This window comes from Micromonospora coerulea (genome assembly GCF_016598485.1).
Classification (GTDB): Bacteria; Actinomycetota; Actinomycetes; order Mycobacteriales; family Micromonosporaceae; genus Micromonospora; species Micromonospora coerulea.
The window spans coordinates 203,020-227,832 of the sequence record NZ_JAEMUW010000005.1; the positions used below are offsets into that span (position 1 = coordinate 203,020).

The window sequence follows — 24,813 nt, forward strand, 5'->3', positions numbered from 1 at the left end:
ATGCGGGGGTACGACGAGGTGCTCGTGGACGAGCGGGTGCGCGAACTGGCCGGACACCTGCGCGGGCCGGCCCGGTTGAAGGCCGACCTGCTCACCGAGGCGCGGCACGCGCTGCTGGACGCCGCCGAGGCGTACCGGGAGGGTGGCCTGCCGACGACGGAGGCCGAGCGGCGCGCGGTGGCCGAGTTCGGCACGGCCACCCAGCTCGTCCCGGGTTACCAGGCCGAGCTGACGGCCGGGGCGCTGCGCCGGCTGGCGGTCCGGGCGCTGGTCGTGGCGGTGGCGTTGATGGCCGGGGGCGACCTGACCTGGCGGGGCGCGAACTGGCGCGGCGGTCCCCCGCCGGAGGGCTACCAGGTGCTCTCCGCCTCCATGAACGGGATCTGGGGCCTGGTCGCCGGGCTGGCCGTGGCCGGGCTGCTGCTGGGGTTCCTGGCCGCCCGGCACGGGTCGGACCGGCTGCCCCGGCTCGAGCGCGCGGTGGGTTTCGGGCTGACCGGCGCGCTGGGCCTCGGCGTGCTCGCCGGTAGCGCCCTGGTCGCCTGGTCGATCGGCCTTTGGGAGGCGGCCCTCACCTGGCCGCCGATGATCGTCGGGACGGTGCTGGTGAGCGTGGGCTGGTTCGCGCTGGCCCGGGCCGCCCGCTGCTGGCTGCTCGCCACCCGGTGATCCGGCGGGCGCAGCGGGGCGGCCGGCGGCTCGGGGCGCCGGCATGGCGGCGGCGCCCCGCCCCGGCTCAGGCCGGCGCGGACGGCGGTTGGTCGGCGCCGAGAAACCGGCCGACGGTCGCGCTGAACTCGCGCCAGCCGGCCCGCTCGCCGGCCAGCGCCCGCCCGCCCGCCTCGGTGAGCTGGTAGGTCCGCCGTTCCCGGCCGTTGACGGTGCTCCACGAGCTGGCGACGTAACCGGCCCGTTCCAGCCGGCGCAGCGCGGGATAGATGGTGCCGGTCGGCAGGTCCAGCGTGCCGCCACTGCGCGCCCGGAGCGCCTCGATGATCGCGTACCCGTGGAGTTCGCCCTGCTCCAGCACCGCCAGCAGCAGCGCGTCCAGATGTCCGTGCAGCGCCTGGGCCTTCATGCGTAGCAACGCTACTTGTCCGCCGGCCGGGGCGCCACCGGGGTGCGCTCCCGCCCCCGGCCCGCCGCCCACTAGGGTATGTGCGCAGAGTCACTCGGCGGCGAGACGTGCCGCCGGGTGGGCAAACCCGAAAGCACACGGAGGTCAGCGTGGCCCGCCAGTCGCCCCAACGACCCGACGCCGACGAGCCTGAGCTCGACGACACCACCGCGTCGGTCGCAGCAGACGAGGTCGACGTCGACCGCCCGGCGGCCGACCGGGCGCTCTGGGACGAGCTGCGCATCGACCCGGTGGAGATCGCCCTGCCCGCCGGCACCGGCTTCACCCTGCGCGCGTACCGGCCGGCGCGGGAGCTGACCCCGACCGACGTCGCCGAGCGCGACGAGGACGACCCCTTCCTGGCCCGTCGCCAGGTCCTCACCGCCGCGGACGAGGACGAGGAGGTGGTGATCCTCGACGAGGAGTTCGCCGCCCTCTCCGAGGACGAGGCCGAGGAGCGGCCTGAGGGCCGTCGGCGCGGCGCCGCCGACGCGGCGGACGAGACGGCCGAGGACGAGGACGAGGACGAGGCCGAGGAGGCCGCGGGCGACGAGGAGGTGCCGGTCTTCCTCAGCCACCGCGGTCGGCTGCTGCTGTTCAAGACGCCGGAGTCGCTGGTCAGTTTCATCCGATCCGGTGCGCCCAACGACCTGTCCCAACTGGACAGCTGGAATGAACTGTCCGAACGGGTCGAACCGGCCGACATCGCCCCGCTGGACGAGGACACCTACGAGCTCGACCTGGTGGTGGAGAACCTCCGCGGCGGGCACGACACGTGGGATCCCACCCTCCTGATCGAGGCCGGCGAGGTCGCCCGTGACGTGGCGTACGCCCTGCGGATACCCGCGGTGCTGGACATGCTCTCCGCAGGCTCCAGCCTGGACGACCTGGACGAGGCGTTGCGGGCCACTGTCAAGGGCGGGATCGGTGCTTTCATGGGCCGACGCCGCCTGAAGAAAATCGGGGCACAAACCGCAAGTTTGGGTTGGCGCACCATTGTCGGCAAGATCTCTGCTGTCGTGGACTGGCGCGACTGACCCGTAACGGGGAGCATCAGTCTCTGGCAGAAGTAACGACCTGTGTCCCGGGAGGAGGACGACGCCGTGGCGCTCGTGCGCGTGTACTGCGGTCTGGCCTCGGCGGATCCGGCCGACCGATCGGCTTCGGCCGGTTCGGCGCTGACGTCCGCTGTGGTCGACGACGCGGGCCGTCTGCTGCATGTCTGCGAGATCAGCGACGACCCGGCGGGCTACGCCCAGCTGGTCACGCTGCTCGTGGAGCGGTCGGGCGGGCCGAGCGGTGCCGCGATCGCCGCCGACAGCGACGACCACACGGTCACCTCGCTGCTCAGCGCGGCCGGGCGTCCCCTGGCGATCGCCGACGACGACTCGGTGGACGACTTCGCCGAGCGCTTCGCCGACGACGACTCCCTGGAGGAGATGCAGTCCCCGCCGGCCGAGCGCCGCGCGGTCGGGCTGGCCCGGGCCCTGCAGGCCGGCGCCCTCTCCGCGGTCACCCTGCCGGCGCCCCGGGACCTCGCCAACTACAAGCAGGTCCTGGCCGCACACGCGGCTCTGGCCAACGGGCGGCACTCCGCCGCGGTGGCGCTGCGCGAGGTCCTCCGGGAGCTCTACCCGGCCGCCCTGCGGGCCTACCCGGATCCGGCGGAGCCGGTCTCGCTGGCCGTGCTGGACGCGTTGCCGGAGCCCGGCATGCTCGGCGGCACCGTCACCCACGGCCGGGAGGTCTCGGTCGCCGCGGATGCCGTCGCCGCGCACCTCGCCGCCGAGGGCCTCGCGAGCGCCGTCGAGGTCAACGACGCGGTGACCGCCCTGCGGGTCGCCATCTCCGAGACGCCCCGTCGGGCCACGGTCAACCGGGCGCTCACCTCCGCCGTCGCGGAGACCGTGCGGCAGGCGGTCGCCTCCGTCCGGGCCTGCGACGCCGGCTGCGACGCCCTGGTCGGCGCGCTCAGCGCCCGGGTCACCACGCCCGCCCCGGTCCCCGGCCGGCGGGCCGCCGCCCGACGCGGCGAGCAGGTCGGCGAGCTGCCCGGCCTGAACAGCACCGGGACGGGCCTGCGGGCGATCCGGCCCACCGAGCCCGAGCCGGTGGGCCGCCGTAGCCGCCCCGAGCCGGTCACCGGCGGCCCCGCCCCGCTGCCGCCCCGCCCGCTCGGCCCACCGCCGGTCGCCCCGGCCCCCGTCGCACCCCCACCGGTCGCCCCGGCACCGGTCACCCCGGCCGCGGCCAGCGGTACGCCGATTTCCGCGCCGCCCTCGCGGCCCGAGCTGCCGCCGATGCCGCACCGGGTCGACGCCCCGACGAACCGTCCGGTCTCCGCGCCGCCCCCGCCGCCACCCGGCATCACCCCGATCGCTCCGGCGCAGCGCGGCGCCGTCCCGCCGGCCGAGGCCGGCGAGCCGTTCCGGCCCACCCTGACCACCGCGGCGATCAACAGCGCCCGCGCCGAACGGCAGCGGACGATCATCCCGCCGCGTCCGCCCAAGACCACGCCGCCGCCGCCGCCGGCGCCGACCGGTGGCTTCAGCGCGACCGACCTGAGCGTCCCGGTGCCGACCCCGCGCCCCGGCCAGGAGTCGGCTCCCCCGGGTTCCCGCGCCAACTGGCCCCTGGTCAACAACGGCGACGACCTGGCCGACAACGCCGCCGCGCCGGCCGCCTACCCGTACGGCGAGCGGGCCGGCCGGCAGGTCGACGCGCCGACCGACCCGGGTGAGGGTCGGGTCACCCCGCCCTGGCTCGCCGACGACCTGCCCCAGGAGCCGCCGATGCTGCGGCTGGTCGAGCCGCCACCGCTGGCCGACCGGGCGCTGCGCGACAGCCTGAACCCGCCGACCGACCCGGGCCTGGAGACTCCGCCGCTGCGGCTGGTCGAGCGGGCCGAGGCGGAACGCGCCGGCCGGCCGAACCCCCGGGCCGAATTGCCGCCCCCGCTGGAGCGGCGGCCCGCGCCGAAGGAGCACCGGCCTCCGCCGGTCTCCGACGAGGGCGACGGCGACCTGCTCATCTTCGCGCAGGCGAAGTCGGCCTGGTTCGTCGGCCACGCCGAGGAGTCCGAGCTGGACTGGTCGACCACCGCGGACACCGGCTGGCAGGCCGCCGAGCAGGCGGCCCGCCCGGCGATCGGCGCCGAGACGACCGCGGGCCTGCCGAAGCGCGTCCCGCAGGCCAACCTCGTCCCCGGCTCACCGCTGCGCGAGGAGCGTCCACTGCGGATTGTCCGGAACGCGGCCAGCCTTGCCGAGAACACCACCGGTTACTTCCGCGGCTGGCGTCGCGGGCAGGAGATCGGCGGGTTCGCGGTGGGCGGTCGCCCCGGCCGGGAGGCGGCCGGCGGCTGGGACTTCAGCCGCGACACCGGCGACCGGGACGACGAACGGGAGTACGAGTACCGCTCCGCCGGCTATCGCTCCTGAGTGGACCATCGCCCGCCCGCGCACCTACAAGCTCACCCCGGACGCCGGTGACGTCGCCCGCCGGCTGGCCCGGCTACCGGGCCCCCTCCTCCTCGCCGCCGGCGCGGCGGCCGAGGACACCCTGCCGGGCCGCAACGCCGCCACGGTAAAGAGGGTGTACGCCGTCATCCGGCCTGCCCGGTAGCTCGACGCTGACCAGGCAGCCTGGACGCCGTACGCCGGACCGTCGGGACCGCCCGGCCGCACCCCGGCGGAGGGGCCGGCCCCGTCCCCGGACAGCGAGAAGCGCCCGGTGACCGCTGCGGCGGTCACCGGGCGCGTTCCGGCTACGTCGGTCAGGCGGGCGCGACGGCCCGCGAGCGACGCATCGTCAGCACGTACTCGACGAGCGAGATCAGCACGTGCTTGGTCGACTCGCGGTTCCGGGCGTCACAGGCCACCACGGGCACGTCGCTGGAAATGGCCAGCGCGTCCCGGACGTCCTGCGGGTCGTGGTACTGCATGCCGTCGAAGCAGTTGATGGCAATCAGGTACGGCAGCCGCCGGTGCTCGAAGAAGTCGATGGCGGCGAAGCAGTCGGCCAGCCGGCGGGTGTCCACCAGCACCACGGCGCCGATGGCGCCGCGGACCAGCTCGTCCCACATGAACCAGAACCGCGTCTGACCCGGCGTACCGAACAGGTACAGGATCAGGTCACGGTCGATCGAGATACGACCGAAGTCCATCGCCACCGTGGTGGTCGTCTTGCCCGGCACCTGCCGGGTGTCGTCGACGCCCACGCCGGCGGAGGTCATGATCGCCTCGGTGGTCAGCGGCGTGATCTCCGAGACCGAACCGACCAGCGTCGTCTTGCCGACGCCGAATCCACCGGCGATAACGATCTTCGCCGACGTCACGCGCCCGCTCGGGACCGGCGGCCGGTGCGACATGTCAGAGCCTGCGAAGTCCACTCAGCACCCTCTCCAGCAGTTCAGTGCCCACCGCGTCATCCGAGTCGTCCAAAATGGTCGGCTCGTGGACCGCGACCAGGCCGTCCGTCGCCATGTCGGCGATGAGCACCCGGGCCACGCCGAGCGGAAGCTGCAACCGCGCCGCGATCTCGGCAAGCGACTGCACGCGTCCGTCACACAGCGCAGCGATGTACTGGTGCTCACGACCCTGGCCGCCATTACCACTGGCAGCGGCCCGGCCGCGCACCGTCGTCTCGACGAGCGCCTCGAGGGCGATGTCGAGCCGGGGACGGGTGCGACCGCGGGTCACGGCGTACGGACGGACCAACGCCCCGGTCGGTTCGTCACGATCCATGTCGCCGCTCACCTCCTTCGCACCCGGCACCGGCTCTCGCCCGGTGGTTCCCGTCGTTGTTGTTGTGTCGTTCCTGCCGAGCCGACCGGCTGGTCAGCTCGGTCAGCCCATCATTCCGACAGCCGTGCGCGGCTGCGGGGTCAGCGCGTCGCCCACCCGGTCGACGAGCAGGGCCATCTCGTACCCGACCTGACCGACGTCGCAGCTGCGCGCGGCAAGGACCGCGAACGACGAGCCGTCCGAGATGGACATCAGGAACAGGAAGCCGTTGTCCATCTCCACGACGGTCTGCAACACCGCCCCGCCCTCGAAGCAGCGGGCCGCGCCCTGGGTCAGGCTGACCAATCCGGACGCGATCGCCGCGAGCTGGTCCGCCCGGTCCCGCGGAAGGTCACGAGACGACGCGAGAAGCAGGCCGTCGGCGGAGACGGCGACCGCGTGCGCGACACCGGGCACCCGGTCGGCGAAGTTGGCCAGCAGCCATCCGAGATCCTGCGTAGTTGTCATCGTTGTTGCTCCTTCTGCCCGCTCCCGGCCACCGGGCCTGAGCCAGACTGCGAGGACTGCTGCCCGCCCGGGGTTGCCTCCGGGCCGGTCGAATTGCTGTCGGTCGGGTTGTTACGCCCCCGCTGCACGCCCCGATGGTAGGCCGAGAGGAGACCCCGTACGCCTTCCGGCGTCCGACGCTGCACCGAGGCCGACGGCTTCTCCACGCCACCCGGGACGAGCTGCGCCATCGGCGTCCGCTTCGGCAGCCCCTTCTGGGTGGTCTCGGCCACCGGGACCTCGGTGGCCGCCGAGGCGGCCCGCCAGCCGTCGTCGGCCGCGGTCTGCCAGCCGCCGGCCGGCGGCTGCTTCGGCCGCCGGGTCGGCAGCGCGTCGGTGTGCTCGGGGCGAGCACCCCCGTTCGTGGCCGACCCGTTGTCGCGCGGCGCTCCACCGGCCGTCGGAGTGTGTGCCATCGGTGCGTTACCTGTCGTCCCGGGTGGTGTCTGCTGGACGGCTCGACCGGCCGCGTCGACCCGGGCGAACTGCTGGGTCGCGGCGCCGTTCGCCGGGGCGGCCGGCGGGGCCTGCGGGGCCGGCGCGGCGGCGGCAGCTGCCGCCTCCTCCGGCCCGGGTCGCCGGGTGCGGAACCAGGCCGACTCGAGCTCCCGGAAGATCGGCAGCTCCATTGTCTCGTCCGCGTACCGCTGGCGGTTCGCAGCCTGCTGCGGCGTCGTCGGACGATTCCCGGCCTGCTGCGGCATCGTCGGCCGGTTCGCGACCGGCGGCCGGTTGACGGCCGGCGGCGCCGCCGGCTGCGGCGTGGCGGCCGTCTCCGGACGCGGCACCCGGGGCAGCTCGGTCGTCATGTCCAGGGCGGCGGCGAGCCGCTCCGGCACCGGCGGGGTCGCCGGATCCCGGTCGGGTGTGGCCACCGGCGGCCAGACCGGTGGCGCGCCGGCGCTCGGCGCGTACGCCTGCGGCGCCTGGTGGCCCGCCGGCGGCGCGGAGACCTGCTGGCCCGGTGCCGGCGCGGCCGACACCGGGTGACCGGAGACGGGCTGGCTGGAGACCGGGTAGCCGGACACCGGCGACGCAGACACCGGCACGCCCGAGATCGGCGGCAGCGGCGGGGCGGAGACCGGCGGCGGGTTGTACGGGTGCGTCTCCGGGCTGCTCGGCAGCTGCCGTGGGATCACCGGCTGCTGGCCGGTACTCGCCGGGTCGCCGTCGCCGGGGTTGCGGCGCTGGGGCAGCGGGTCGATCGGCTGGCCGTTGGCGGTGCGCGGCGCGAACGAGTCGCTGCCGTTGATGCCGCTGGCGCCGGTGAGGTCCGACCAGGCGGGCATCGGGCGCGTCCCGCCGGGCGTGGCCGGAGTGCCGGAGCCGTGGCGCTCCGCCGGGTCGAACGGCCGCCCGCCGAGAGTCACGTGATTGCCCGACTCACCGGGGCGCGGGGCCGGCGGGGTGGCCGGGCCGTGGCCCAGGGCCGCCAGGGCGCCGAAGGCGGGAGCCGGGCCGACCGGCTGCGGGCCACCGAAGGCCGGCGCCGGGCCGACCGGCTGCGGACCACCGAAGGCCGGCGCCGGGCCGTTCGCCGCGGGCAACGCCGGGGGCTGCTGCGCCCGCCCGGAAAGGGCGCGCGGCACCAGTACGGAGGTGGGCAGCGTGACGTCGGCGACGGTGCCCCGGTCGGCGCCGGGCCGCAGCTCGACCTTGACGCCGTGCCGGGAGGCCAGCCGGGCGACCACGACCAGACCCATCATCCGGGAGACCGCCACGTCCACCTGGGGCGGTGTGGCGAGCCGCTCGTTGAGGTCACGCAGCTGCTCGGGGCTGATGCCGATGCCCCGGTCCTCCACGTACAGGGAGGCGCGGTCGCCGACCCGCCGGGCCTCCACCATGACCTGGGAGTCCGGCGGGGAGAAGGCGGTGGCGTTGTCGAAGAGCTCGGCGACCAGGTGCACGAGGTCGTTGACCGCGTGCGCGGCGACCTCGATGTCCCGATCGATGATGCCGAACTCGATCCGGGTGTAGTGCTCGACCTCGGACTGCGCGGCGCGGAACACGTCGATCAGGGCGGCCGGCTCGCGCTGCACGCGGGTGGAGTCGGCGCCGGCGAGGACCAGGAGGTTCTCGTCGTTGCGGCGCATCCGGGTGGCGAGGTGGTCGAGCTGGAACAGCTCGGCGAGCCGGTCCGGGTCCTCCTCGCCGCGCTCCAGCCGGTCGAGGTGACCGATCAGCCGGTCGACCAGGATCTGCGAGCGGCGGGCCAGGTTGACGAACATCGTCGCGACGGACGCCCGGAGGGCTGCCTGCTCGGCCGCGGTGCGGACCGCCTCCAGGTGGACCGCGTTGAACGCCTCGGTCACCTGGCCGAACTCGTCCCTGCTTCGCACCGGGAGCGGCTCGGCGATCTGGTTGGCCAGCTGCACCGGGGAGAGCTGCCCGGTGACCTGGGGGTCGCGCAGGCGGGCCACCGCCTGGGGCAGGCCGTACTGGGCCACTGAGAGGGCGCCCTGTCGCAGATCGCGCAGGGAGCGGGCCATCGACCGGGCGACCAGGTAGGCGAAGAGGATGGCCAGCAGCAGCATGCTCAGCAGCAGGCCGGTCTCCAGGAAGACCTGGCGCTGCACGTTCGACCGGAGGTCGTCGGCCTGCTTGACCACGTCGCGGTCGAACTTCGACTCGACGGTACGGATCAGCTTGGCGTTGTCGACCATCGCGGTGTCCCACTCGTCCGGACCGAAGGAGAGCGTCGTCAGTTTCCCGGTCTCGTTGACGGTGATCTGGCCCTCGTAAACAATCACCTCATGTCGGTCGGCCCCGGCGACGTTCTGCTGGTAGAACGCGGCCTCGGGCTGATTGGCGACGGCGGCGAAGGCCTCCTGCGCCTGCTGCTCGGCTTCTTGGGTGCGGATGTACTCCCGGCGCAGGGTCGGGTCGAGCTTGCCGCGCTCAAGTGCGCGGTGCACGACCACCCGGCGCTCGGAGACGAACTCCTTGGCGTGGGCGACGGCGGCGGCGGCGCGCATCCGGTCGCTCAGGTCGCTGTCGGCGGCGAGCTGGATGCTCGAGTCGCGGATCAGCAGCAGGTCGCTGATGAGGTCCCCGTACGCGGCGCTCACTGGGCCGATCGTCATCTTGCCGTTGATGACCTGGCTTCGGGTGCCGGGCAGGTCGGTGAGCTTCTGGTCGATCCCGCCGAGGAGTTTCTCCAGCGTGGCGGGCAGGTCGTCCAGCTTGATGCGTTGCTGCGAGTACCGACCGTTGGCCTGGTCGACCTTCTGGTTCACCTCGTTGTACGCGTCGGTGTACCGCGTCCTGGCCTTCCCGGGCTCGGAATTCAGCAGCAGCACGGCGGCGGTCCGCTCGTCCTGCAGCGTGTCGACCAGGTCACCCGAGTAGCTGATCATGCTGGCCAGGTCCCCGGCCCGGTTGGCATTGTTGAGCGTCTCCAGGTGGTCGACCAGACCACTGGTGCCGACCACGACCGTGGCGATGGTCGGCACGATCATGATCAGACCGAGCTTGGACCAGATCGGCATGTCGCGGAGCCGGCTGGCCGGCCGGCGTAGACGCGACAGGAAGGAGCCCGCCGTCTTTGGCCGTTTGCTCACGTCACCGCCCTCGCATTACAGCGTCCGCACGTTGCCCTGGGCAACGCCGAGCGACCGACCCGGCGGGTCGGACCCCCGAGATTCCATCACGCCGCCCCGCAAGAAGAAAGCCCAGGTTGTCCCTCGCCAAGGGTGTGATGAGATGTTGATGCAATTTGATCGCAATCCGTCTTTCCGGAGTCACTCAAGGTAATGGAACATCGTCACCGCGTCGTCCTGCTCGCCGGTCCGTCCGGCTCGGGAAAGTCGTATATTTCACATCGAACCGGGCTTCCCGTGCTGTGCCTGGACGACTTCTACAAGGACGGCGATGACCCTACGTTGCCGCGCCGGAACGGACAGGTCGACTGGGATTCGCCCAGTTCCTGGGACGCCGAGACGGCGGTGGAAACAATTGCCCGACTGGCCCGGTACGGCAAGGCCGAAGTGCCGGTTTATGCGATCGGCGCGGACCGCAGGGTGGCCACCCGGTCATTCGACGTCGCCGGATCGCCACTTTTCATCGCCGAAGGGATCTTCGCCGCCGAGATCGTCGAGGAGTGCCGCCGCCGGGGCCTGCTCGCCGGGGCGTACGCGCTGCGCCGGCCGCGCGGGGCGACCTTCCTCCGCCGGCTCGCCCGCGACCTGGCCGAGCAGCGCAAGGCGCCCCGGGTCCTGCTGAGCCGCGGGGTGGCCCTGCTCCGCGCCGAGCCGGCGGTGCTGCGCCGGCAGACCGGACTGGGCGCGGAGGCAGCCCGGGCTCGGGAGGTGCTGCGCCGGGTGGCCGCCCTGCTCGCCGGCCACCCGCACCAGCACCCGTGATCAGCCGATCAGCTTCCCGTACGCCGGCTTGATCACCTCGTCGATGATCCGCAGCCGCTCGTCGAACGGGATGAAGGCGCTCTTCATCGCGTTGATCGTGAACCACTGGAGCTCCTTCCAGCCGTAGCCGAAGGCCTCCACCAGCAGCGCCATCTCCCGGGACATCGACGTCCCGCTCATCAGCCGGTTATCGGTGTTCACCGTCGCCCGGAAGCGCAGGTCCCGCAGCAGCCCGATCGGGTGCTCCACGATCGACGGGGCGGCGCCGGTCTGCACGTTCGACGATGGGCACAGCTCCAGCGGGATTCGCTTGTCCCGCACGTACGCGGCCAGCCGGCCGAGCGCCGGCTCCGGGCCGGGGGTGATGTCGTCGACGATCCGGACCCCGTGGCCGAGCCGGTCCGCGCCGCACCACTGGATCGCCTGCCAGATCGACGGCAGCCCGAACGCCTCGCCGGCGTGGATGGTGAAGTGGAAGTTCTCCCGCTGGAGGTACTCGAAGGCGTCCAGGTGACGGGTCGGCGGGAAGCCCGCCTCCGCGCCGGCGATGTCGAAGCCGACCACGCCGGCGTCCCGGTGCCGCACGGCCAGCTCGGCGATCTCCTGCGAACGGGCGGCGTGCCGCATCGCGGTGAGCAGCGTCCCGACCCGGATCGGGGTGCCGGCCTCGGCGGCCTGCGCGCTCCCCTCCACGAACCCGGCGACGACCGCCTCGACCACCTCGTCCAGCGTCAGGTTCTGCTCGAGGTGCTGCTCAGGGGCGAACCGGACCTCGGCGTAGACCACCCCGTCGGCGGCCAGGTCGAGCGCGCACTCCCGGGCCACCCGGCGCAGCGCCGGCGCGGTCTGCATCACCGCCACGGTGTGCGCGAAGGTCTCCAGGTAGCGCTCCAGCGAACCCGAGTCCGCCGCCTCGACGAACCAGCGGCCCAGCGCCGCCGGATCGGTGGTGGGCAGCTCGTGACCGACCTCGGTGGCCAGCTCGACGATCGTCGCCGGCCGCAGACCGCCGTCCAGGTGGTCGTGCAGCAGCGCCTTCGGGACCTTGACGATGTCCTCGTACCGGATTGCGACCATGCTCAGACATTAGTCACCGGCGCGGGTGGGACGGGATGGGACCGGGCCGGGCGGTCAGGGGCGCCAGCCGTACACCCGCTCGACCGCCAGGCGGACGACCAGGCGGCCGTCGGCCACCATCGCCGCCCGGTACTCCGCCCAGTCCGGGTGCTCGCCGCGGATCCGTCGGTAGACCTCGACCAGTTCGTCGACCGTGGCGTCGTCGGCCACTGCGGCCGGCGGGGTGAGGGTCACGGTGCCCTCCGCCACCGCGTACGCCCCGCCGTCGGCGGTGGTCACATAGAAGCTGGCCCGGGGGTCGCGGCGCAGGTTGCGCACCTTGGCCCGGTCGCCGGTGGTGGAGCAGCGGATCAGGCCCGGCTCGGCGAGGTAGTCGACGTTCGACAGCTGCGGCCGGCCGTCCCGGCGCAGGGTGACCACCACGCCGCGCCCCCGCTCTCCGAACAGCTCCCACAGCCGGGCGTTCACGCCGCCACCCGCAGCGCGACGCTGGCCCCGAACAGCGCCGGCCCGAGCAGGAGTCGGGCCGGCCGGGCGGACAATGTGGTTGACATGTCATCGACCCTAGGGCGGTTTCGATGACATGTCAATAATTGGGCTAGGATCGGCGACATGGCAGAACCACGGTGGCTGGACGAGCGGGAGGAGCGCGCCTGGCGCGGCTACCGGCGGATGCGCCGCCTGCTCGACCTGGAGCTGGCCCGCGGGCTGACCCAGGACGCCGGCCTCTCCGAGCCCGACTACGACGTGCTCTCCGACCTTTCCGAGACGCCCGACCAGCGGCTGCGCCTCAGCGAGTTGGCCGACCGGATGCTCTGGTCGCGCAGCCGGCTCTCCCACCACCTGACCCGCATGCAGCAGCGGGGCCTGGTCGCCCGCGAGGAGTGCACCGCCGACGGACGCGGCTCCGTCATCGCGCTCACCCCGGCCGGCCGGCGGGCCATCGAGGCGGCCGCCCCCGGGCACGTGGCCGCCGTCCGCCGCCACCTCATCGACCTGCTCACCCCCGCGGAGGTCGAGGCGCTCGGCGCGCTCACCCACCGGGTGGTCGACCACCTCGCCGGCGAGGACGGCCGCCGGGCCAGGCCGGCGACCCGCGGCCCGGCGGCCTGACGTGGACCCCCGCATCCTCGACCGGCTGCGCTGCCCGGTCTGCGGCGAGCCGCTGGCCGAGGTCGCCGCCGGCACCGCCCGCGCCCTGCGCTGCCCGCGCCGGCACAGCTTCGACATCGCCCGGCAGGGGTACGTCAACCTGCTCGCCGGCCGCGCCCCGCACGCCGGGGACAGCGCCGAGATGATCGCCGCCCGCGCCGACTTCCTGGCCGCCGGCCACTACGACACCATCGCCACCGCCCTCGCCACGATGGTGGCCGAGGTGGCCGCGCCGGTCGGGGCGTACCCGCTGGTGGTGGATGCCGGCGCGGGGACCGGGTGGTACCTCGCGGCGGTGCTGGCGGCGCTGCCCGACGCCGTCGGTCTCGCGCTGGACGTCTCCAAGCCGGCGCTGCGCCGGGCGGCCCGGGCCCATCCGCGCGCGGCGGCGGCGCTCGCCGACACCTGGCAGCGGCTGCCGCTGGCCGACGCCGCCGCCACCGTGCTGCTGAACGTCTTCGCCCCGCGCAACGGCGCGGAGTTCCACCGGGTCCTCGACCCGGCGGGCGCGCTGCTGGTGGTCACCCCGGCCGAGGACCACCTGGTCGAACTGGTCGACGCCCTCGGGCTGCTGAAGGTCGACCCGGCCAAGGCCGACCGGGTCGCCGGCAGCCTGGCCGCCCACTTCGTCGAGGAGTCGGGCGACGTGCTCCGGGCCCGGCTCGCGCTGACCCGGACGGAGGTGGCCACCCTGGTCGGGATGGGGCCGAGCGCCTGGCACGCCGACCCGGCCCGGCTCGCCGAGCGGATCGCCGCGCTGCCCGAGCCGGTCCCGGTGACGCTCGCCGTCCGACTCGGCGTGCACCGGCCGCGCTGACCCGCTCAGGTGGAGAGGTCGACCTCTTCCCAGCCGGGCGGCTCGTCGTGGTACGGCCCGCGGAGGATCACCGCCCACTCCAGCGCCCACCGGCGCTGCCCGATCGCGTTCGCGTCCACCAGCCCGGGCGGCGTCCCACCGGCCTGCTCCGTCTCCAGGTACGCCCAGTCCAAGCAGTAGTGCAGGTCGAGCAGGGCGGCCGCGTCGGCCGGGTGTTGCGGGGCGGCCAGGATCCGGGACCGCCACTGGGCGAACGTCTCGCCGGCGGGAAGGTGCGGCATCCGCTCCACCAGCCGCTCGTCCACCGGCACCGTCGGGTCGAGCTGCTTGGTCAGCCCGAGCACCCAGCACAGCGAGAAGAGCGCGTCATGGTGCAGCACGAACGACCGGTGGTCGCCCTTGCCGCCCATCACGAACTGCCACTCCGGCGGGGTCACCAGCTCCACCAGGTGCGAGCCCAGCAGCCAGCTCATCGCCGCCTGCGCCGGCATCCCGAAGCAGCGGGCCAGGATCACGTGCAGTACCGCGATCCGGGCCTCGATCTCGACGGTGGGGCGCAGCTCGATCTCGTCGCCCGGCTCCCACACCAGCGGGAACTGGGGCGGCGGCAGGGGCAGGCCAAGCCGGGAGAGCTCGTCGAGGCTCGCCTCACGGACGGCCCGGGGATCGGGGGCGGGTACACGCACGGCTCAGGTCCCTGTCTGCTCGCAACGGCTCATCGCCGGTCTGTCCCCCCTGGGCAGGGAGAATAGCCGCTCCGAGTGGCCAGCACCACGGCACCGTCGACCGTAATTGATCAGCCGATGCGCTCGATGACCAGTGGCGTCGCCGCCGGCGCGTCCGGCGCGATCCGGACCGCGCGCTCCGCCTCGGCGAGCGCCGCCGGGATCCGCTCCGCGTGCTCGGCGCGCAGCTCGTAGAGGGGGTCGCCGGCGCGTACCGGGTCACCGGGGCGCTTGTGCAGCACCACCCCGGCCGGGATGCTCACCGGGTCCTCCTTGCGGGCCCGCCCGGCGCCGAGCCGCCACGCGGCCACCCCGATGGCGTACGCGTCGACGGCGGCGACGAAGCCGTCGGAGGTGGCGCGGACCACCTCCACCTCGTTGGCCGTCGGCATCGGCGCATCCGGGTCACCGCCCTGCGCCCGGATCATCGCCCGCCAGACGTCCATCGCCCGGCCGTCGCGCAGCGCGGCCGCCGGATCGGCGTCCGGCAGGCCGGCCGCGGCCAGCATCTCCCCGGCCAGGGCCAGGGTCAGCTCCACCACGTCGGCCGGGCCGCCACCGGCCAGCACCTCGACCGCCTCGGTCACCTCGACCGCGTTGCCGACGGTCAGGCCGAGCGGGGTGGACATGTCGGTGAGCAGCGCGACCGTCCGCACCCCGTGCGCGCCGCCCAGCTCGACCATGGTCCGGGCCAGCTCGCGGGCGTCGTCCACCGACTTCATGAACGCGCCCGAGCCGACCTTGACGTCAAGCACCAGGGCGCCGGTGCCCTCGGCGATCTTCTTGCTCATGATGGAGCTGGCGATCAGCGGAATCGCCTCGACGGTGCCGGTGACGTCGCGCAGCGCGTACAGCTTGCGGTCCGCCGGGGCCAGCCCCTCGCCGGCCGCGCAGATCACCGCGCCGACGTCGCGGAGCTGGGCGATGAACTCGTCGTTGGTGAGCGCGGCCCGCCAGCCGGGGATCGACTCCAGCTTGTCCAGCGTGCCGCCGGTGTGGCCCAGGCCGCGCCCGGAGAGCTGCGGCACCGCGCCGCCGCAGGCGGCGACCAGCGGGGTGAGCGGCAGGGTGATCTTGTCACCGACCCCGCCGGTGGAGTGCTTGTCCACCGTCGGCCGGGCCACCGGCGAGAGGTCGAGCCGCTCCCCGCTGGCGATCATCGCGGCGGTCCACCGGGCGATCTCCGCCGCGGTCATGCCGCGCAGCAGGATCGCCATGGCCAGCGCGGACATCTGCTCGTCCGCCACCAGCCCCTTGGTGTACGCGTCGACGACCCAGTCGATCTGGCCGTCGCTCAGCACACCCCCGTCCCGCTTGACGCGAATGACGTCCACCGCGGTAAATGCACTCACCTTTGAGTTCCCATCATTGAGTCGCGTCGGGTACAGCGAACGACGGCCGTGACCGCGCCCCAGAACTCAACCACCCCAGCGAATCGGTATCTCCATCGGCGGCTCGCCCTCACCCGCCCAGAAGATCGTGCCCGCCGCGTCCACCACCACCACGCGTGGCGTCCGGGCCAGCCCCCAGGTGATCGCCTCGGCGGGATCATCCCAGCTCGGGCCCTCCTCCAGCACCCCGGTCTCGGCGCCCTCGGTGTCCCCGGCGGACCGCTCCCAGTACGCCGTCCACACCTGCTGTCCGGCGGAGAGGTCCGGGTGGACGAAGACGCTGCCCCGCCCCCGCCAGGCGGCCAGCCGCTCCGGCACCACCGGCAGCGGGGTCTCCCCGACGACGGCCTCGAGATCCTCCACGCCGAAGGCGTGTGGTAGCAGCTCCGCCATCCGCAGCGGCCGGCCCTTCGTCTCCACCAGGCAGTCCGGGCCGCCGTTCTCCCAGAGCAGCTGCCGGCAGCGCCCGCAGGGCATCAGCGGCTCACCGGTGGCGTCGACGCAGGACATGGCGACCAGCCGGCCGCCGCCGGTGGCGTGCAGCGAGGAGACCACCCCGCACTCGGCGCAGAGGGTGACGCCGTACGCCGCGTTCTCCACGTTGCAGCCGACCACCACCCGGCCGTCGTCGACCAGGGCGGCCGCCCCGACCGGGAACTTCGAGTACGGCGCGTACGCGTGCCGCATCGCCTCGGTTGCCGCGGCCCGCAGCCGGTCCCAGTCGATCTCGGTCATTCCACCATTCTGCCCAAGTCACCCTGGTCGGGCACGGGAAGGGGTACCCCTGTGTCGGTCGACACCCGCGGAAACGACGGTGCCCGGCGGGATCCCCCCGCCGGGCACCGGACGTTCGGGCTCAGCCCTTGACGTACGGCTTGCCGTCGGCCGCCGGTGCCCGGACCCGACCGACCAGCCCGGCCACGGCCAGGATCGTCGCCAGGTAGGGCAGCATCGCCAGGAACTGGCTGGGGATGCTGCTGCCGATCGCGCCGAGGTAGGTGGCGAGCTGGTCGGCGAAGCCGAAGAAGAGCGCCGCGAGCAGCGCGCCGGTCGGGCTCCACCGGCCGAAGATCAGCGCGGCCAGGGCGATGAAGCCCTTACCGCCGATCATGTTCTTGGTGAAGGAGTAGAGCGCCAGCGTGTACGAGGCGCCGCCGATGCCGGCGACCAGCCCCGCCATGATCACGTTGCGGTAGCGCAGGCGCAGCACCTTGACGCCGAGGGTGTCGGCCGCGATCGGGTGCTCACCGACCGAGCGGGTCCGCAGCCCCCACCGGGTACGGAACAGCGCCAGGTGGATGACGAGCACCAGCAGCAGTCCGAGGTAGAGGAAGATGTTCCCGCGGAACAGCGCCGGGCCGATCAGCGGGATGTCCTTGAGCAGCGGGATCTCCCAGGTGCCGAACCGGGGCGCGCTGTTGTACTTCTCCGCGTTGGTCTGCATCAGCCGCTCGTAGAGGAAGCCGGTGATGCCGACCGCCAGCAGGTTGAGCACGATGCCCATGACCGTCTGGTCGACCAGGTAGCGGATGGCGAAGAACGCGAGCAGCAGCGAGATGAACGCGCCGCCGATCGCCGCGGCGACCAGCCCGACCCAGACGTTGCCGGAGAGGCTGCCGAAGAGGGCGCCGGAGAAGGCGCCCATGAGCAGCTGGCCCTCGATCGCCACGTTCACCACGCCGGTCCGCTCGCAGAGCACACCGGCCAGCGCGCCGAAGATCAGCGGCAGGGCCAGGATGAAGGTGCCCCGGACGACGTTGACCAGCGGCATGAAGTTGCGGCCCTCGGGCGCGGCGGAGACCTGCCAGCACAGGAAGCTCACCACGAAGGCGACCAGCCCGACGCCGAGCAGCAGGCTGAGCCAGCGCTTCGGCACGGCCAGCAGCGCGCCGCCGGCCGCGGCGGCGATGATCCCGAAGAGAATGGCCCCGATGGTGCCGTTGATCTCCAGGGCGGCGCCGCCCTCGGTCTCGCTGAGCGTGAACCGGGCCTGCTGACCGGTGGCGAGGGCCCCGAAGAGCACCGCCGCGAGCAAGCCCAGCGCCAGCAGGACGGCACCCGCCTTGCGGGTCCGCGTCCAGAAGCCTGCGTCGACCGCGGCGACGGCGACGCCGGGGACAGCCATGGTGGACATGCCTTACCAGCCCTTCGCCAGGCTCGTCTGCAACCGGGCGGCGCGGGCGGCCCGGAGCTGGAAGATCGCCTTCACCAGGGCCGGTGCGGCGATGAAGATGACGATCAGCGCCTGGAGCACGGTGACCAGCTCCAGGGAGATTCCCGAGTACGACTGCATCCGGTTGCCGCCGGCCTGCAGCGCTCCGAAGAGCAGCGCGGCGAGCAGCACGCCCCACGGCTTCAGCCGGCCGAGCAGCGCGACCAGGATGCCGTCGAAGCCGATCTGCGCGACCACCTGCGGGGTGAGCGCGTTGGCGGTGGAGCCGAGCACCATGTTGGCGCCGCCCAGGCCGGCCAGCAGACCGGAGATCACCATGATCAGCACGTACGCCCGGGTGACGCTGATGCCGGCGGTCCGGGCGGCGTCCGGGTTGGCGCCGACCGCGCGCAGCTCGAAGCCGATCGTGGAGCGGGTCAGCAGCCAGGCGATGGCCCAGGTGGCCAGCACCGCCAGCAGGATGCCGGCGTGCACCCGCAGGTTGTCGCCGAGCAGCCGGGGCAGCTGGGCCGACGTCTCGACCGGCTTGCTGATCGCGTCGGATCGGGTCGGGTTCTGCACCCCGTTCTGGACGATGATCCAGGAGAGGAAGTAGACCGCGACGTAGTTGAGCATGATCGTGATGATCACCTCGTGGGCGCCGGTCCGCGCCTTGAGGATGCCCGGGACGAAGCCCCAGAGCGCGCCGCCGGCCGCGCCGGCGATCAGCGCGACCAGCAGATGCAGCACCGGCGGCAGCGGCAGGGCGAAGCCGGCGACCGCGGCGAGGATGACGCCGATGGTCGCCTGACCCTGGGCGCCGATGTTGAACAGACCGCCGCGGAAGGCGAGCGCGACCGCGAGGCCGGTGAAGACCAGCGGCGCGGTGTAGGTGAGCGTCTCCGAGATCGGGCTCAGCGTCGCGGTGAAGCCGGACGCCTGCGGGTCGAAGACCGCGCCCTTGAACAGGTTCGCGTACGCCTCACTGACCACCGTCCAGCTGGCGTTGATCGCGTCGCCCGGGCGGGCGGTGATGTAGCTGTAGGTCGCCAGCACCTCCGGGTCGGAGACGATGATCAGGATCGCGCCGATCACCATCGCCAGCACCAGGGCGAGCACGGTCACGGTGACGGTGTTCGCGGCCCAGAGGTTGTCCAGGAACAGCCGGCCCAGCGAGGGGCGGGGCTGCTCCTCGGGCCGCTTCGGGGCGGTCGCGGTCGTGGCCGCGCGGTCGGTGTTGCCGACCGCGTTCTGCGCCGCCTGGGACTCGGTCGCCGGCTCCTTGTCCGGGGAGCCCGACACCGGGTTCGGGTTGCTCATGCCGCCGCCTCGCTGCGCTCGGCGTCGGCATGAGACACCGTGGGGCTGTACTGATGATTCGCTCGCTGGCGCTCGCTCATGCCTCGTCCTCGTTACCAGGGCCCTCGGGGGCCGGGGCCGCCGTGCCGCCGGGCTCGCCGGCCGGGCCGTCCGTCGCGGTGGCCGGCGTCGCCCTGGCATCCGCCGTATCCGGGGTGATGCCGGCCATCAGCAGGCCGATCTCCTCGCGCGGGGTGTCCGGGCCGACGATGCCGATGATCCGGCCGCGGTACATCACGGCGATCCGGTCCGCGAGACCGATCACCTCGTCGAGTTCGCTGGAGACGACCATGACCGCCGTGCCGACGTCCCGCTCGCGGATCACCTGGCTGTGGATGAACTCGATGGAACCGACGTCCACGCCGCGGGTCGGCTGGGCGGCGATGAAGAGCTTCAGCGGCCGGGACAGCTCCCGGGCCACGATCACCTTCTGCTGGTTGCCGCCCGAGAGGGTGCCCACTTCGGCGTTCGCCGAGGAGGTACGGACGTCGAACTGCTCGATCCGCTCCCTCGCCGACTTGGCGATGGCGTCCGGCTTGAGGGCCAGACCCCGGCCGAAGGGCGGCCGGTCGTAGATGTCCAGCACCAGGTTCTCCGCCACGGAGAACTCCTTGACCAGGCCGTCGACGCTGCGGTCCTCCGGCACGTAGCCGACCCCGGCGCGGAGCACCTTCTTGGTCGGCCAGCCGTGCACGGGCTGGCCGTCCAGGGTCACCGTGCCGGCGAGCGTCGGGCGCAGGCCCATGATCGCCTCGATCAGCTCGGTCTGGCCGTTGCCCTGCACCCCCGCGACGCCGAGCACCTCGCCCGCGTGCACGGTCAGGTCGACGCCGTCGACCGCCCGGATCTGCCGGTCGTCGTCGACGACCAGACCGGCCACCTCCAGGACCGGCCGGCCCGGGGTGGCCGGCTGCTTGTCCACGGTCAGCCGGACGCTGCGGCCGACCATCAGCGCGGCCAGCTCGTCGCGGCTGGCGGTCGGCGAGGCGGTGCCGACGGTCTTCCCGCGGCGGATCACGGTGATCCGGTCGGCGATGGCCTTGACCTCGCCCAGCTTGTGGGTGATGAAGACGATGGACTTGCCGGCGGCCTTGAGCGACCGCATGACCGTGAGCAGTTCCTCGGTCTCCTGCGGGGTCAGCACCGCGGTCGGCTCGTCAAGGATCAGCAGGTCGACGTCGCGGGTGAGCGCCTTGACGATCTCCACCCGCTGCTGGATGCCGACCGGGAGGTCCTCGATCACCCCGTCCGGGTCGACCCGGAGGTTGTACCGCTCGGAGACCTCGGCGACCTCGCGCCGGGCGCGCCGGCGGTCGAGGAAGCCGGCGATGCCGCCCTTGACCTGCTCGGCGCCGAGCATGACGTTCTCCGCCACGGTGAAGACCGGCACCAGCATGAAGTGCTGGTGCACCATGCCGATCCCGGCCGCGATCGCGTCGGACGGGCCCTTCAGCTTCAGCGGCTTGCCGTCGACCAGGATCTCGCCCTCGTCGGGCTGGTAGAGCCCGTAGAGGACGTTCATCAGGGTCGACTTACCGGCGCCGTTCTCGCCGAGCAGGGCGTGGATCTCTCCAGGCTCCACCGTCAGATCGATGTGGTCGTTGGCGACCAGATCACCGAACCGCTTGGTGATGCCGCGCAGTTCGAGTCTCAGCGCAACCTCCTGGAGTGCGAGCGATGGTGCAGCGTAGCCGCTGCCGCGCCGGGCACCGAGCCGGCCCGGCGCCGGATGGAGCGGATCGGCCGCCCCGGCGGCGCGGGTGTCCCCGCGTACGCCGAGGCGGCCGGATCGTCAAGCCCGGTGCCCGCCGGCCTCCGCTGCCGATGATCTCACCGCGGCGGCCGACGGACGGGTCACTTGGTCGGCTGCGCCTTCGAGGTGACCGTGATGGTGCCGGCGGCGATGTCCGCCTTGATCTTGTCGACCTCGGCCTTGAGGTCCGCCGGGACCTTGCTGTCGAAGTCGTGGTACGGCGCGATCGAGACGCCGTTGTTGGCCAGCGTCCCCACGAAGCCCGGCTTGGCCTGGAGCTTCTCGCCACCGGCGGCCTTGAGCACGGCCTCCTTGACGGCGTCCGGGATGTTCTTGACGACGGTGGTCATCAGCACCGGGCAGTTCGGGGTGCTCTCGCAGCCGTCGACGTCGACCCAGATCACCGAGAACTTGCCGTTCGAGGCCTGGGCCGCGGCGGTGGTGCCGAGGCCGGCGCCGCCGGCGACCGGCATGATGATGTCCGCGCCCTGGGCGACCAGCGCGTCGGAGACCTTCTTGCCCTCGTCCTGCTTGGAGAAGTCGTTGGTGAAGGAACCCTTCTGGGTCGCCTTGTCCCAGCCGAGGACCTGGACGGTCTTGTTCTTCGCCTTGTTGTAGTACGCCACGCCGTCGGCGAAACCGTCCATGAAGATGGTCACCGGCGGGATGGGCAGGCCACCGTAGGTGCCGACCTTGCCGGTCTTGCTCATCCCGGCGGCCAGGTAGCCCGCCTGGAAGCCGGCCTGCGCGGTGTCGAACTGCATCGGGTAGATGTTGTCGACGCCCGGGTTGGCGTCCACGATGCCGAACTGCTGGTTCGGGTTCGCGGTCGCCGCCTTCTTGGTGGCGTCACCCATCAGGCCACCGACGGCCAGGATGAAGTCGCACTTCTGGTTGACGTATCCGGTGAGGTTGACCTCGTAGTCGGCCTCGGCCTTCGACGCGACGTACTTGATGTCGATGTTGTCGTTGGCCTTCTTGGCCTCCTGCAGGCCCTTCCAGGCAGAGGTGTTGAACGACTTGTCGTCGATGCCACCGACGTCGGTCACCATGCAGGCGCTGTACTTCTTGCCGCCGTCGCCGGCGCCGTTGTCGTCCTTGGGGGCCTCACCACACGCGGCGGCGCCCAGCACGAGCCCACCCGCCATGACGGCGGAGGCGATCCGCATCCCACGCACAGAGCGCAAGACGTCTCCTTCCCATTGCACACCGCGTTCTCGGCGGTGGCAGCCCTTGAGCCGGCCTGCGCTTGCCGCCGGCGTCCCACGTTACGGACGGGAGCGTACGCCCGCGCCCACCCACCGGCCGACAATCGTGCACGAACGTTGAGTGCCTGTTACCCCTACGTAACCCTTGCGTGGGCCAGGTCACTATTCGTGCCGCTATCGTCCCGGAGCGGTGTCGCGAACGTCGGGTTCCCGCGGCGTTGCCCCTGCTCCCGACGCTACCGCCAGAAGACCGCCACTGCCGCGTTGACCAGGGTCAAGCCCACGATGGCGAGGAAGTGTCCCCGGTTGACCGACTCCCGCTTACGGGAGAAGAAGACCATGACAAAGATCAGCAGGGCGAGCACCAACTTGGTAACAAGTTTGGCGGGCGCCGGCTCATCGCCTTCGCGCAGCGGGGCGGCGAGGCCCAAACCGGTCAGCAGGCCGATCACCGAGCCCCACAGCATGGCGGCGTTGATCCGCAGCCGACCGTTGACGTACTGGGCGATCGAGCCGCCGAGCAGCAGCGCGAACCCGATCAGATGGACGTAGAGAAGTACCAGCCGAAGAGCTTCCACGGCGGTCATCCTCCCCCACCAACGACGGTTTGTAGTAGCCGGCCCGCCGACCCGAGCTCATACCGTGATCTCCGCCGCCCGCACAGCCGGCCCCGCCGCCGCCTCGGCCGGTCCGCCGGCCTGGAACCGGCCCACCAGGATCAGGGCCAGGCCCACCACCGCGTACCCGGCCAGCACGGCGAGGGACCGGCCCGCGCCTGCCCCGTCGAAGAAGGCCGCTGAGCGGAGCAGCGTGCCACCGGCCCCCACCGGCAGGAACTGCCCGACCGCGCCCCACGGCTGGGGCAGCAGCTCGGGCGCCGCGCCGACCGCGGAGAGCGGGTTGCCGACGAGGAAGACCAGCAGCGCGCCGAGCCCGATGCCGAGCCCGCCGAGCAGCCCGCCGAGACCCGCCACGATGCCGGCGGCGGCCAGCGCGAAGAGCCCGATCGCCCCCGCCTCCCGCCACTGGGAGCCGTCGAGAATGCCCAGCCAGCCGTGCAGCACGGCGGTGCCGGCCAACCCGGCGAGGACGGCGTAGGTCAGCAGGCCGACCAGCCGGGCGCTCCGGCGGGCGACCAGGAAGGTGAGCAGCGCGCCGGCAAGCATGCTGGTCAGCGCGAGTGGCAGGAAACCGGAGGCGAACCCGGTGCCGCGGGGGTCGTTCGGGTCGGCGGGGACCACCTGGATCACCGGCATCGGCCGGCCGGCGGCGAGCTGGGCCGAGGCCTCGGTGAGGAGCGCGGCAACGATGGGGCTGGCCGCCGGGGCGGTGTGCAACGCGATCCCGTCCGGTCCGGCGACGAAGGCGGCATACACGTCCCGGTCGCGCAGCGCCCGGTCGGCGGCCGCGGCGTCCGGAAGCGTGGTCACCGCGAAGGCACCCGGCCGGGCGGCGGTGAGCCGGCCGGCGAGTTCGGCGGTCGCGGGCGCCGGCCCGGCGACGGCGACCGGCAGGTCCCGCGGCGCGAGGTCGGCCTGCGGTGCCGCGAAGAGGGGTACGAGCAGCGCCTGCGCCACCACCGCCGCCGCGGCGAGCAGGACGGCCAGCAGCCAGGGCGAGCGGACCCGGTTCGGCTGAGCGGACATCTGCGACTCCTTAAAACGAACGTTCATTCTCTTTTCTTGAGCGTGCGCCGCCTCCTGCCCCTTCGTCAAGAACGAACGTTCGCTTTAGAATGTGGGTCGTGCCACGCGTATCGGACGAACACCTCGCCGCCCGGCGTCAGCAGATCCTCGACGCCGCCCGGCGCTGCTTCGTGCGCGACGGCTTCCACCACACCTCGATGCAGGACGTGATCGCCGAGGCCGGGCTCTCGGTCGGTGCCGTCTACCGCTACTTTCCGAGCAAGAACGACCTGATCACCGCGATCGCCCAGTCGGTGATCGGCGGAGCGGACCAGATCTTCGCCGAGCTGGTCGCGGTCGAGCCGCCGCTGCCGCTGATGGACGCGCTGGAGCGGGCGCTGGCGTACGTCGACACCCAGACCGGGGCCGACGGCGTGCTCCCGCTGGCCATCCAGGTGTGGAGCGAGACGCAGCGCGACCCGGCCCTCGCCGAGTTCGTGAAGGCGACGTACAACAGCTTCCGCCAGCACTTCGCCACCCTGGTACGGCGGGCACAGCAGGCCGGCGAGGTGCCGGCGGACGCCGACCCGGAGGCGGTCGGCGCAGCCCTGTTCGCCCTGGTCCCCGGCTACTTCACCCAGCACATCCTGACCGGCACCCCGGACCGCGCCACCTACCTGGCCGGCGTCCGCACCCTGCTCACCTACTCCTCCCGCCCCACCCCCTGACTTCCCGCGATCGTGCGGTTGGTGCCCGGCGAACCAGACATCGGCCACCGGGACAAC

Annotated in this window: 23 protein-coding genes; 7 read left to right on the forward strand and 16 right to left on the reverse strand. The window is 72.9% G+C overall.

The genetic code is table 11. The features are described from left to right. Entirely contained in the window at nt 1-669 is a 669-nt protein-coding gene (locus tag I8N68_RS09395) for a permease prefix domain 1-containing protein (RefSeq protein WP_200209486.1), read from the forward strand. Nucleotides 670-736: 67 nt separating this feature from the next. On the opposite strand, the gene I8N68_RS09400 is transcribed toward I8N68_RS09395, so the two are convergent. Next, on the reverse strand, nt 737-1,078 hold the full coding sequence (locus I8N68_RS09400; RefSeq protein ID WP_200209487.1) for a PadR family transcriptional regulator: 342 nt from the start codon (nt 1,076-1,078) through the stop codon (nt 737-739). 107 nt (nt 1,079-1,185) lie between these two features. On the opposite strand from I8N68_RS09400, the gene I8N68_RS09405 reads away from it, so the two are divergent. Both I8N68_RS09405 and I8N68_RS09410 read left to right on the forward strand, forming a co-directional pair. Beyond that, nucleotides 1,186-2,154, forward strand: a complete 969-nt coding sequence (locus I8N68_RS09405; RefSeq protein WP_200209592.1) for a SatS C-terminal domain-containing protein — start codon at nt 1,186-1,188, stop codon at nt 2,152-2,154. A gap of 42 nt (nt 2,155-2,196) precedes the next feature. Next, nucleotides 2,197-4,557: a transposase gene (locus I8N68_RS09410; protein WP_200209488.1), complete on the forward strand. Its 2,361-nt coding sequence runs from the start codon at nt 2,197-2,199 to the stop codon at nt 4,555-4,557. A 335-nt stretch (nt 4,558-4,892) separates the two neighbouring features. Here I8N68_RS09410 and I8N68_RS09415 read toward each other — a convergent pair whose 3' ends face one another. The 4 genes from I8N68_RS09415 to I8N68_RS09430 form a co-directional block, all read right to left on the reverse strand. Further along, nucleotides 4,893-5,486 carry a GTP-binding protein gene (locus tag I8N68_RS09415; protein WP_200209489.1) on the reverse strand — a complete coding sequence of 198 codons (594 nt, stop codon included), beginning with the start codon at nt 5,484-5,486 and terminating at the stop codon, nt 4,893-4,895. Nucleotide 5,487: 1 nt separating this feature from the next. After that, nucleotides 5,488-5,862, reverse strand: coding sequence for a DUF742 domain-containing protein (locus I8N68_RS09420; RefSeq protein WP_200209593.1), 375 nt, complete (start codon nt 5,860-5,862; stop codon nt 5,488-5,490). 102 nt (nt 5,863-5,964) lie between these two features. After that, complete coding sequence (locus I8N68_RS09425; protein WP_013283992.1) at nt 5,965-6,369, reverse strand: roadblock/LC7 domain-containing protein; 405 nt, start codon at nt 6,367-6,369, stop codon at nt 5,965-5,967. Beyond that, nucleotides 6,366-9,968: a sensor histidine kinase gene (locus tag I8N68_RS09430; RefSeq protein ID WP_200209490.1), complete on the reverse strand. Its 3,603-nt coding sequence runs from the start codon at nt 9,966-9,968 to the stop codon at nt 6,366-6,368. The genes I8N68_RS09425 and I8N68_RS09430 overlap by 4 nt, the downstream gene beginning before the upstream one ends. A gap of 276 nt (nt 9,969-10,244) precedes the next feature. Here I8N68_RS09430 and I8N68_RS09435 point away from each other — a divergent pair, with 276 nt between their 5' ends. Further along, nucleotides 10,245-10,769 (forward strand): ATP-binding protein, encoded by a 525-nt coding sequence (locus I8N68_RS09435; protein ID WP_307812719.1) that lies wholly within the window; start codon nt 10,245-10,247, stop codon nt 10,767-10,769. On the opposite strand, the gene I8N68_RS09440 is transcribed toward I8N68_RS09435, so the two are convergent. Both I8N68_RS09440 and I8N68_RS09445 read right to left on the reverse strand, forming a co-directional pair. After that, nucleotides 10,770-11,846, reverse strand: coding sequence for an adenosine deaminase (locus tag I8N68_RS09440; protein WP_200209492.1), 1,077 nt, complete (start codon nt 11,844-11,846; stop codon nt 10,770-10,772). Between the two features lie 54 nt (nt 11,847-11,900). Beyond that, the gene (locus I8N68_RS09445; protein WP_200209493.1) at nt 11,901-12,314 is read right to left on the reverse strand and encodes a PPOX class F420-dependent oxidoreductase; all 414 of its coding nucleotides are present in this window, start codon (nt 12,312-12,314) and stop codon (nt 11,901-11,903) included. 144 nt (nt 12,315-12,458) lie between these two features. Between I8N68_RS09445 and I8N68_RS09450 the strand changes: the two genes are divergently transcribed. Then, complete coding sequence (locus I8N68_RS09450) at nt 12,459-12,959, forward strand: MarR family winged helix-turn-helix transcriptional regulator (protein WP_200209494.1); 501 nt, start codon at nt 12,459-12,461, stop codon at nt 12,957-12,959. Between the two features lies 1 nt (nt 12,960). Continuing rightward, nucleotides 12,961-13,815 (forward strand): putative RNA methyltransferase, encoded by an 855-nt coding sequence (locus I8N68_RS09455; RefSeq protein WP_200209495.1) that lies wholly within the window; start codon nt 12,961-12,963, stop codon nt 13,813-13,815. A 5-nt stretch (nt 13,816-13,820) separates the two neighbouring features. On the opposite strand, the gene I8N68_RS09460 is transcribed toward I8N68_RS09455, so the two are convergent. From I8N68_RS09460 to I8N68_RS09500, 9 genes are all read right to left on the reverse strand, one after another. After that, nucleotides 13,821-14,501, reverse strand: a complete 681-nt coding sequence (locus tag I8N68_RS09460) for a DUF4272 domain-containing protein (protein ID WP_200209496.1) — start codon at nt 14,499-14,501, stop codon at nt 13,821-13,823. Between the two features lie 110 nt (nt 14,502-14,611). Beyond that, nucleotides 14,612-15,892 (reverse strand): thymidine phosphorylase, encoded by a 1,281-nt coding sequence (locus I8N68_RS09465; RefSeq protein ID WP_200209497.1) that lies wholly within the window; start codon nt 15,890-15,892, stop codon nt 14,612-14,614. Nucleotides 15,893-15,958: 66 nt separating this feature from the next. Next, nucleotides 15,959-16,666 (reverse strand): cytidine deaminase, encoded by a 708-nt coding sequence (locus tag I8N68_RS09470; protein WP_200209498.1) that lies wholly within the window; start codon nt 16,664-16,666, stop codon nt 15,959-15,961. A gap of 121 nt (nt 16,667-16,787) precedes the next feature. Continuing rightward, nucleotides 16,788-18,065 (reverse strand): ABC transporter permease, encoded by a 1,278-nt coding sequence (locus tag I8N68_RS09475; protein WP_200209499.1) that lies wholly within the window; start codon nt 18,063-18,065, stop codon nt 16,788-16,790. Nucleotides 18,066-18,068: 3 nt separating this feature from the next. Beyond that, nucleotides 18,069-19,403 (reverse strand): ABC transporter permease, encoded by a 1,335-nt coding sequence (locus tag I8N68_RS09480; protein WP_200209500.1) that lies wholly within the window; start codon nt 19,401-19,403, stop codon nt 18,069-18,071. Between the two features lie 76 nt (nt 19,404-19,479). Beyond that, a complete protein-coding gene (locus tag I8N68_RS09485; protein ID WP_200209594.1) occupies nt 19,480-21,096 on the reverse strand; it encodes an ABC transporter ATP-binding protein in 1,617 nt (538 codons plus the stop codon). Between the two features lie 200 nt (nt 21,097-21,296). Beyond that, nucleotides 21,297-22,364 (reverse strand): BMP family lipoprotein, encoded by a 1,068-nt coding sequence (locus I8N68_RS09490; protein WP_200209595.1) that lies wholly within the window; start codon nt 22,362-22,364, stop codon nt 21,297-21,299. Nucleotides 22,365-22,639: 275 nt separating this feature from the next. Further along, nucleotides 22,640-22,981 carry a hypothetical protein gene (locus I8N68_RS09495; RefSeq protein ID WP_200209501.1) on the reverse strand — a complete coding sequence of 114 codons (342 nt, stop codon included), beginning with the start codon at nt 22,979-22,981 and terminating at the stop codon, nt 22,640-22,642. A 57-nt stretch (nt 22,982-23,038) separates the two neighbouring features. Further along, complete coding sequence (locus tag I8N68_RS09500; RefSeq protein WP_200209502.1) at nt 23,039-24,049, reverse strand: hypothetical protein; 1,011 nt, start codon at nt 24,047-24,049, stop codon at nt 23,039-23,041. A 98-nt stretch (nt 24,050-24,147) separates the two neighbouring features. Here I8N68_RS09500 and I8N68_RS09505 point away from each other — a divergent pair, with 98 nt between their 5' ends. Next, the gene (locus I8N68_RS09505) at nt 24,148-24,756 is read left to right on the forward strand and encodes a TetR/AcrR family transcriptional regulator (RefSeq protein WP_200209503.1); all 609 of its coding nucleotides are present in this window, start codon (nt 24,148-24,150) and stop codon (nt 24,754-24,756) included. Nucleotides 24,757-24,813 lie beyond the last annotated feature (57 nt).